8 protein-coding genes and 2 pseudogenes are annotated in these 8,186 nt (G+C 41.9%); 4 read left to right on the top strand and 6 right to left on the bottom strand.

Annotated features, from left to right (window positions below; genetic code table 11):
- The 4 genes and pseudogenes from TOL9009_RS46870 to TOL9009_RS0104440 all read right to left on the bottom strand — a co-directional run.
- Nucleotides 1–438, bottom strand: a pseudogene (locus TOL9009_RS46870) (hypothetical protein); the annotation flags it as partial.
- Between the two features lie 126 nt (nt 439–564).
- Nucleotides 565–699: a hypothetical protein gene (locus TOL9009_RS48875; RefSeq protein WP_260675840.1), complete on the bottom strand. Its 135-nt coding sequence runs from the start codon at nt 697–699 to the stop codon at nt 565–567.
- A gap of 45 nt (nt 700–744) precedes the next feature.
- Complete coding sequence (locus TOL9009_RS0104445) at nt 745–1,344, bottom strand: class I SAM-dependent methyltransferase (RefSeq protein ID WP_029631458.1); 600 nt, start codon at nt 1,342–1,344, stop codon at nt 745–747.
- A 292-nt stretch (nt 1,345–1,636) separates the two neighbouring features.
- Nucleotides 1,637–1,951 carry a hypothetical protein gene (locus tag TOL9009_RS0104440; protein WP_029631456.1) on the bottom strand — a complete coding sequence of 105 codons (315 nt, stop codon included), beginning with the start codon at nt 1,949–1,951 and terminating at the stop codon, nt 1,637–1,639.
- Between the two features lie 361 nt (nt 1,952–2,312).
- Between TOL9009_RS0104440 and TOL9009_RS0104435 the strand changes: the two genes are divergently transcribed.
- Nucleotides 2,313–2,657, top strand: a complete 345-nt coding sequence (locus TOL9009_RS0104435; RefSeq protein WP_144238150.1) for a hypothetical protein — start codon at nt 2,313–2,315, stop codon at nt 2,655–2,657.
- An 87-nt stretch (nt 2,658–2,744) separates the two neighbouring features.
- A complete protein-coding gene (locus tag TOL9009_RS0104430) occupies nt 2,745–2,939 on the top strand; it encodes a hypothetical protein (RefSeq protein WP_029631452.1) in 195 nt (64 codons plus the stop codon).
- A 256-nt stretch (nt 2,940–3,195) separates the two neighbouring features.
- Here the strand turns inward: TOL9009_RS0104430 and TOL9009_RS42015 are convergent, their stop codons facing one another.
- On the bottom strand, nt 3,196–3,765 hold the full coding sequence (locus tag TOL9009_RS42015; protein ID WP_051502793.1) for a peptidoglycan-binding domain-containing protein: 570 nt from the start codon (nt 3,763–3,765) through the stop codon (nt 3,196–3,198).
- Nucleotides 3,766–4,162: 397 nt separating this feature from the next.
- On the opposite strand from TOL9009_RS42015, the gene TOL9009_RS0104420 reads away from it, so the two are divergent.
- Nucleotides 4,163–4,528 (top strand): VOC family protein, encoded by a 366-nt coding sequence (locus tag TOL9009_RS0104420; RefSeq protein ID WP_029631450.1) that lies wholly within the window; start codon nt 4,163–4,165, stop codon nt 4,526–4,528.
- 380 nt (nt 4,529–4,908) lie between these two features.
- Here the strand turns inward: TOL9009_RS0104420 and TOL9009_RS38050 are convergent.
- Nucleotides 4,909–6,034 (bottom strand): annotated as a pseudogene (locus TOL9009_RS38050) (site-2 protease family protein).
- Nucleotides 6,035–6,829: 795 nt separating this feature from the next.
- Here TOL9009_RS38050 and TOL9009_RS38045 point away from each other — a divergent pair.
- Nucleotides 6,830–8,113: a serine/threonine protein kinase gene (locus TOL9009_RS38045; protein WP_063628676.1), complete on the top strand. Its 1,284-nt coding sequence runs from the start codon at nt 6,830–6,832 to the stop codon at nt 8,111–8,113.
- Nucleotides 8,114–8,186 lie beyond the last annotated feature (73 nt).

Below are 8,186 nucleotides of genomic sequence, written 5' to 3'. Positions count from 1 at the left end.
GGCATAGCCTCTTCCACCGAAGATAGTACATGATGTGTTGGTAAGTAATAGACGGGGAGAAACCATAAAGCCAGTCCCGTACCCTATCACTCTCCCACTACGACTGCGTAAAATGATGCGGCAGATAGACCGCGAAACCTTCAGTCCATATTCCAAGTATGAAATACTCATTAGGTCTCTTTGACCAATAATCCGCTCTTGAACAACGCGATTAAACTCCTCGCTAGACAAATCGTCTATGGAAATTTTGGCTTCAGATAAAATAGAAGCAGCTACAGGATTACGAGCAATTCTTTCCAAACGTCTGTTGACACGTTCAGGGGTGTCTACATTGAGGACCGAACCAGATGAAAGTTTACGAATGTTGCTCCCGCGCTCTGGGGAGCGCGTTTTATATCGTTCTATAGTTTCTTGGATTAGCTGTTGAGGAGGAATCATTTAATAGTTCTCAGAGGATGTTTTAAAAGTAAACAAAAGCTTACGTAACGATAATCTATTATTTACACCCTTAAAAACATATCCGATAGTACCCTTAAGGATACCATTACTGCTTGGGATTGTGTATCAAATTTGTTTAAGCCGCGATCGCATTAATACGTGCGCGAATTTCTCCATCATCTGTGCCACTGTATATGACCATTTAATTGGTTGTGCAGAATCATTGTGGCGGATAATGAAATCGGTGATGCGTTGCTGCATTTCAACTGCTGCTCAAGATTCAAGCGAGGAAAACACAATGATTGGTTAAGTCTTTTGAGCAATGATATAAACATGATTTTCAGGATATTGGTCATATTCGAGGTGGCGACATGTGCAGTGATTACGCTTAAGAATCCGTAGCAAAGCATCTACGCCCAAAGTGCTGTACTCAAAGTCCTGACCTTGAAATGCCCCCGAAATCTCACTTTTTGTATGTCCGCCACCACATGTGAACAGGAGTACTCCGTCCGAATCAAGGGCATCGCATAGCTTTTTTATAACAGGCTGTTGCATATTTAGCGGCAGATGAAAAATGCTGTCCCAAGCAGAAATTAAGCTGTAAAGTTTCCCAGGAATCCAACAGCAGATGTCTTCGGTGTAAAACGTAATTTCTGGATGCAGGTGCTTGGCTAAATTTATCATTTCTGTGGAAATATCAAGTCCTTCAGCCTGAAATCCATGCTTAGATAAGATGTTAATAAAACGTCCACTGCTTCCACAGCCTACGTCAATAGCTGAGTGCCTCTTAGAAGTAAATTTGATAGCCTGCTCCAATTGTGCGATCCCGTATGGCGAATCTTGATGCTTAGTCTGCCACCATAGGGCAATTTGATTATATCGGGCGGCTGTAGCATTCGGATTCATCTTCTCTTCCCATCAACGCAACGCCTTTTAAAAGCTTATATCATTGTGCAGTAAAAACATAATTATGAGGGAATACTGAGTGATCACTTCCCGTTCTTAGAGGAAAAATATCGTATGTAGGCGATCGCTCATCAGAATTTACCACTCGTTTGGTTTACTGATTAGGCAAAGTAGTTTAATTAATACGTGCGATCGCCTTCATTCAAGCGAACGCGCAGAGCGTCTCGAAGAGAGGAAAACCCAAGCGTTACCGAACAGCCCGTCGCAGACATCGCACCCCATACCCCCACCTTTAATTTGTCCAAAGTGGTAACTCCAACTGCCCCTGTGTTGTATTCGTTCTGCCTCGCGCTCGACTGTGCAGCGCAAGATGGCATGGTGTGCAAAGCGGAATTAGGTTCTCTGGTCGATTATCTTCAGGTGTAAAATTAGCATGGTGTACCGACAGCGTGAGTACAGTCCACTCAGAGCGCGACAATTCCTTTGGCTTTTCACCTGGACGCAAACATTGCTGATTGCAGTGACGACAGCGCCAATGTGCTGCTGCTTTAATGGCAGTAGCTATGTCATCCCAATCATCCGCGTAGCGCTCTCTATAAATAGGCATTTTCCACTCAATACAGATTAAGCAATTGGAGGATTTTAACAACTTTACCAAGTTTTGGAGTAAAAGTAGCCAAGACACATTTTGCCGCCACGTAAAGCTTGAAAGGCTTGTGTCGGTTAACCCGTAAGATTGCCGCGACTGGAACCATGCGGATTGCCGCAACGGAGGCTTTAATACTCATTAGACCTATCCGAAAAAGAATGTAGAGACGCGAAATTTCGCGTCTCTACAAAGGTTCTGGATGACGCATATTTAATTTCTGGAGATGTCTATTATTTCGTGAAGCGATCGCTCCCCTATGTGAGTCCCGCGTATAAAGTTATGTTAAGGTTGTATCCGAGTCGCAAGTGCGGTTTCCTGAATGCGAATGCTATTAATAGCTAATACTATTTTTGAAATAGGAATTGGTTGCGTATTTCTCTTTTTCCCAACTCTGCTTACCCTAAATAGCCAACTGTCTATTTCTTTACTGCGGGTAATAGGATGCGGTGCTTTGTCTTTGGGGACTTTGAGTTTTTTAATGCTCTCATTGACTGATAAAAAAGAACTAAAACCGGGATTAATCGCTTTGTCTATTTTTCATAGTCTGGTAGCAGTTGCCCAAATCTACAGCTTTATTGGTGGCATGGCTAATACACTTGTAATCATCATACATTCATTGTTTGCAGTGTCATTTATCACTGTCTCGTGGCAGCGAATTAGATGAAAGTAAAAGCGCTTACCTAAGAGTGTTGCAAAATAAGGAAAATGCTAGAGTTAAGAGCTATACGATAGCAAAAAGTGTAAAGAAGATATGGCTGACCAAAAAGATAAAGCTCAAGAAAAAAACCGCCTTGAACAGCTTCAAGAAGAACAAGGTAACACGGATTCTAAACACTCAGGCGGTGCTGGCGCTTCTGGTGGCAATTCAGGTGCTGGTAAATCTGGCACATCAAAAATTTCTGCCACTGGTACACCTGATGATATCGAAAAAGTTGATGAGGAGTAAAGCTGACTACAGAGACGAGTCAAGGTTTAACTGCGTCGGCTCTCATTAAGTAACGAGAGCGATCGCGTTGGTGGATTGAATACCTTATTATTCAGTCCACCGCAAGTGCTCGCGCATTCCCCCAATCCCAGAAGCGCTGCAACAAAAGCGTGAAAATTGCACGTATGTTGTCATTGATTAAAATGCTACTTCATATATCTAATTACAGAGGCTGAAGTAGCAATTAAATTAGGCTTGGCGAAGATTAAAAACCCAATTACGAGCAAAGACTGCCAGACCAGTCTTGATGTCCTCGATTTGGCTGACACTTGTATTGCTCACCCACCCAAACAATTTCCCATTTATTTTGGTTGCGTCTCAATTCAATGCGATTTCGTATTCCAGCTACTGAATCATCACCCAAACCTATTATGGTATATACGATGACGGCAGTTTCTCTTGTAGGATACGCTACTGTTATATCCTCAGACTTTCTTGCTTCTTCTTCTTCTGAGTTGCTAAACAATTGTACAGCTATTGCTTTTGGAGTAGAAACTCTAATCCGGTTAGAAGAGATAAATTCTTGTACGTTAATTACTCGAAAATCAGCTCGTGGATTGCTCTCTTGGAGTGCTGCGTTTAATTTAGACCAAGTTTTCTCGCCTACAATGCCGTCGGCTACTAATTGTTGTGATTTTTGAAAATTGATGACAGCTTCCTTGGTTTTTGCCCCAAAAACACCGTCAACAATACCTGAATAAAAATTGAGTTTTTTCAAACCTTCTTGCAGCTTGGTAACTTCTGCACCTTTTGATCCTTCTTTAAGCACAACAGAAGTAGTGTTCATGATTTCTCCTTGCCTAATTACGTTTTAGTATTTCGTGTTTGGTGTAAATACACACTTAATATCACTTTTTAATTTGCCCATTCCGGACGCACAAGCATAAAAATTTCAGATTTTTCTCAAATGCTAGCTTGACAAACAAAGAGCCTTAGGTGCGATGGTGCTTTTCCTCTCGTGGTAAAAGCGATGCATCCACAAGATAAAACCATACGCCGGACTCACGGATAAAAATGTTACGACCAACTACCCAAACGGTTGCCCCCAGCGTTGCCAATTTTCTTTGTTGAAAGGCGTAGGCTAGCAAGAACCGCAGGCATCGCTTCCCTTAGGAAGATGGCAATAGAAGACTTAAAGAGTCATGCTGGAAATAACACCCATAAGCTTTTTTTAGAGGTGTATCATGGCTATTGTTTTAAATCACACCATTGTAAGATCACGCGATAAAGAAGCATCGGCACAGTTTTTTGCAGACATTTTTGGTTTGAAGGTTGAGCCTGGTGTTGGTCACTTCGCTGCTGTACGCGTTAATGACACGTTAACTTTGGACTTTGCCGATTGCTCCGTATTGGAGTCGCATCACTATGCGTTTCATGTTAGCGATGAGGAATTTGATGCAATATTTGCACGGGTTAAAGAAAAAGACATTGAATATAGCAGTGACCCAATGCATCAAAACAAAGGTCAAATTAACCATAGGAAGGGGGGGCGTGGTTTCTATTTTTATGACCCCAATGGGCATAACTTAGAATTGCTGACTCGTGCTTAGGGAGAGCCGAAAGCAGGGATTTTACTTACTTCACCCAAACGGTTGCCCCCACCGCTGCCAGCATTCTTTGTTGAATGGTGACTTCCATTTTTGAATTAGTGCTTGCTCTAACTGCTGCCTTGGTCTAGTCTGCACCAGGGTATCCCACTAAAACGCAATATTAACTGTAACGACCTGCAATTATCAGAACTGTTTGAAACCATTCGCTTAATTATTCTTCAGTACGATAAATTAATCGATTCTGTGGACAGTCAATAGTAATGTTAATTGGCAGATGTAGGCAAGTACAAAAAAACCGTTTCTCACAATGGAAAACGGTTTAATGTAAGTATTGTTACTTATAGTTTACTAATCTCTCTAATGCGTGACAAATGAGTGCATTATGCAGGATTTGGTTGCACTCGTTTCTGAAGCAAGTTGATAATTGAAGCTTTTTCTAAGATTCCGACTAGCACGCCATTGTCACGAATCACAGGAAGTGCAGATAATGTGCGTCCTTCCAGTAGCTGTACTACTTCCAACAAAGGTTGATCGGATTGTATAGTGCCAGACTGCTCGATTGGTCGCATCACTTCTTTGACTTGAGTTTCTGACCAAAGTGCAGTATTAATGAAACGCATATCATCAACAGATATCGCACCCACAAGAAGCCCGTTATCATCAGTTACTAAGAACCGCTGCCAGTTTTGTCCGCTCAGTATCCGCTCATCAGCAAATTCTCTGAGGGTAATTTTATCAGAAACAATGGGGCTATCGGGTGTTACTGCATCAGCTGCTGTCAAACCTGTTAGTTGTTCTTGCACCCTCGCAAATTGAGCCGCATTACCAGCATTTCGCAGCAAGAAGAAACCAATTAACAAGTTCCAGAAGTTCCCAAAGCTACCAAATAACACCAACGGAAGTAAACCAGAAGCGATCGCTACAATACCGAATATTTGCCCAACTCGACTCGCAAAAGCCACACCTTTATGAGGATTACCCGTAATCTTCCATACGATTGCTTTCAGTATATTTCCGCCGTCCAATGGCAAGCCAGGAATTAAGTTAAATAGCGCCAATGACAAGTTAACAGAAGCCAGTACACTGATAATCGCTGCCAATGGTCCCGATGCGGCAGTACCAAAACCAATGCCTACAAATATACCGAATAGCAACAGGCTTACTATTGGACCTGCGATCGCCACCCAAAAAGCGGATGCCGGGGTTTTTGACTCTTTTTCTAAGCTTGCCAACCCACCAAATATAAACAGCGTGATTGATTTGACATCAATTACGAGCGCGAATGGCGACAAAGCTGTGTCCTAATTCATGGGCAACGACAGAACTAAATAACAACAGTGCTGTCATCAATCCCAGTAACAGAGGTAATCCCCCACCTAACTGGGGAAATTGCGCTGCTAATCCACTGCTATAGCTCCAAGTTACCAAGCCCAGGACTAAAAACCATGACGGATTGATATAGAAGGGAATCCCGAAGAGGTTGCAACATCGAATATTGCCATTCATGCCATTCACCTTTGATTTCAACATCAAGAGATTTAATTTCAACCCTCTTAATGTCTCTATCGTAACGAGATGTTAAGTAATTTTAATCTTTATAACTGTAGTGGTGTCCGTCCGTTTAGGTGTGGTTATGCGAATAACAGTTATTAGCTACAATGCATTCCAATATTTGTGAGTTATGTAGAAAATAAAGAAGTGCGATTGCAGGCGTTAAGAACTAAAAAATGTCACCAATCTGGTCCAAGTAAAGGGGTTCATGAAAAAAGGGGTTCATGTTAAGAAGTTATTCACAACACGCTAACAGTTTTTATATGATTCTTTCACCCTATAAGGGTTTGAAGCCCCTTTTAGTTCTTGTCAATTATTGGGATTCCTCTCAAGGAAACTCCCAATAATTTCTTCCCTTTCCCCCTTCCCATGCACCCCTTTTCCCCTATAAGTGAAAACAAGACGCACTAATTTCAACCGTTGGCGCAGACTATACAAAACTGCGCGACTTGCTGGCATCCGGGCAGCGGCAAAAAGCTGATGAAGAAACTGGCACAGTAATGCGAAAAATAGCCCGCCGTGTTGATGCTGGTTGGCTCAGATAGGTATTGATTCAGACTAAAATATGCAATTAAGGAGTGGGAGCAAAAAGCAAACTTGCCGATTTAACTTCACTCTTATAATTAATCAATAGAAGAAACATTCTCTTAGCACCTGCGAGAAAACGACTTAAAACATGCCAGCCTTCTGTTTTCGAGAAGCCCTAAGCTAAGAATAAACAGGGTTACTAATATTTCTGAGGTAGTCCTTATGGTAGATCATATATTGCGAGAGCGTTACGAAATTCAACGGCAGCTAGGAGAAAGATCCGGTCAACAAACTCTACTAGCTCTCGATCAACAAACCCATGATTTAGTTGTAGTTAAGCTATTGATCTTTAGCAGTGAGCTAAAGTGGGAAACGTTTAAGCTTTTTGAGCGCGAAGCCACGACATTGAAGGAGCTTACACATCCCGCTATTCCTCGCTACCTTGACTATTTCGATGTTGAGACAACTTCTGGCAAAGGCTTTGCTTTAATACAAAGCTATATCAACGCTTGCTCGTTAGAAGAACAAGTCAAAGCAATTAGAGCATTTAGTGAACCCGAATTGAAGCAAATCGCCAAAGCAATTTTAGAAGTTCTTATTTATCTTCACAACCGCTATCCCCTTATCATCCATCGTGATATAAAACCAAGTAATATTTTGCTAGCCAATCGTTCTGGGAATAGTGTAGGTCAAGTTTACTTGGTAGACTTCGGTTCTGTACAAGCTGCTGCGAGTGAAGGAGGAACAAGAACGATTGTTGGTACATATGGCTATATGCCACCTGAGCAGTTTGGAGAACGAGCAGTACCTGCTTCTGATCTCTACGCTTTAGGCGCAACCCTAATATATTTGGCTTCGGGGCAGCATCCTGCTGATCTACCTCAAAGAAATCTTAGGATCTGCTTTGAAAATTACGTCAGTCTCTCAAACACCTTCATTGATTGGTTGCAATGGATGACCGAACCGTCCCTTGAACAGCGATTGGAATCTGCTAATCATGCTTTGCAAGCTCTAGAGCATGAAACTCTACGAAAGAAACAACTTCTAGTCCCAGTAAGACCTCAAGATTCTAAGGTCATTTTAACTAAAAACCACAATCTTTTAGAAATTTACATTCCACCGAGAGGGTTTAGTCTTGAATTATTGCCTGTGATTGGATTTGCCGTTATCTGGAATGGATTTTTAGTGAACTGGTATGCTATAGCACTAAACACTTGGAGTTCTGGAGGATGGTTTGCTGCTTTCTTCGCTTTATTACACGTAGGAGTGGGTATTTGGTTAATACTACAGATTCTGTTTGCTTTTTTTGGAAAGGTTTGGTTCCACCTAGACCAAGAGAAGATTTCCTTAAGGTATCAGCTTTTTGGTTTTAAGTATCATCGTCCTCGCCCTGCTTCACGGCATCAAATCTTGAAGTTAGAAAGAACCCAGACCACTTACAAGAGAGATTCTGAAGGAAATCGGATAGAAGTTAAACCACAAAGTCAATATTTGGGCTGGAACTAAAAAGTTCGGAATTGGTGGAAGTGGCTTACTCTCCGAGATTGAGTTAGACTGGCTAGCCAATGAACTTAGTGAC

Source organism: [Scytonema hofmanni] UTEX 2349 (genome assembly GCF_000582685.1).
GTDB classification, from domain to species: domain Bacteria; phylum Cyanobacteriota; class Cyanobacteriia; order Cyanobacteriales; family Nostocaceae; genus Hassallia; species Hassallia hofmanni.
This window is presented reverse-complemented; position numbering and strand designations above follow the sequence as displayed.

Excerpts from the sequence above, each read along its gene's own strand:
- TOL9009_RS48875 (WP_260675840.1), bottom strand. The coding sequence starts at position 699 with ATGCAGCAACGCATCACCGATTTCATTATCCGCCACAATGATTCTGCA.
- TOL9009_RS0104445 (WP_029631458.1), bottom strand. The coding sequence starts at position 1,344 with ATGAATCCGAATGCTACAGCCGCCCGATATAATCAAATTGCCCTATGG.
- TOL9009_RS0104440 (WP_029631456.1), bottom strand. The coding sequence starts at position 1,951 with ATGCCTATTTATAGAGAGCGCTACGCGGATGATTGGGATGACATAGCT.
- TOL9009_RS0104435 (WP_144238150.1), top strand. The coding sequence starts at position 2,313 with ATGCGAATGCTATTAATAGCTAATACTATTTTTGAAATAGGAATTGGT.
- TOL9009_RS0104430 (WP_029631452.1), top strand. The coding sequence starts at position 2,745 with ATGGCTGACCAAAAAGATAAAGCTCAAGAAAAAAACCGCCTTGAACAG.
- TOL9009_RS42015 (WP_051502793.1), bottom strand. The coding sequence starts at position 3,765 with ATGAACACTACTTCTGTTGTGCTTAAAGAAGGATCAAAAGGTGCAGAA.
- TOL9009_RS0104420 (WP_029631450.1), top strand. The coding sequence starts at position 4,163 with ATGGCTATTGTTTTAAATCACACCATTGTAAGATCACGCGATAAAGAA.
- TOL9009_RS38045 (WP_063628676.1), top strand. The coding sequence starts at position 6,830 with ATGGTAGATCATATATTGCGAGAGCGTTACGAAATTCAACGGCAGCTA.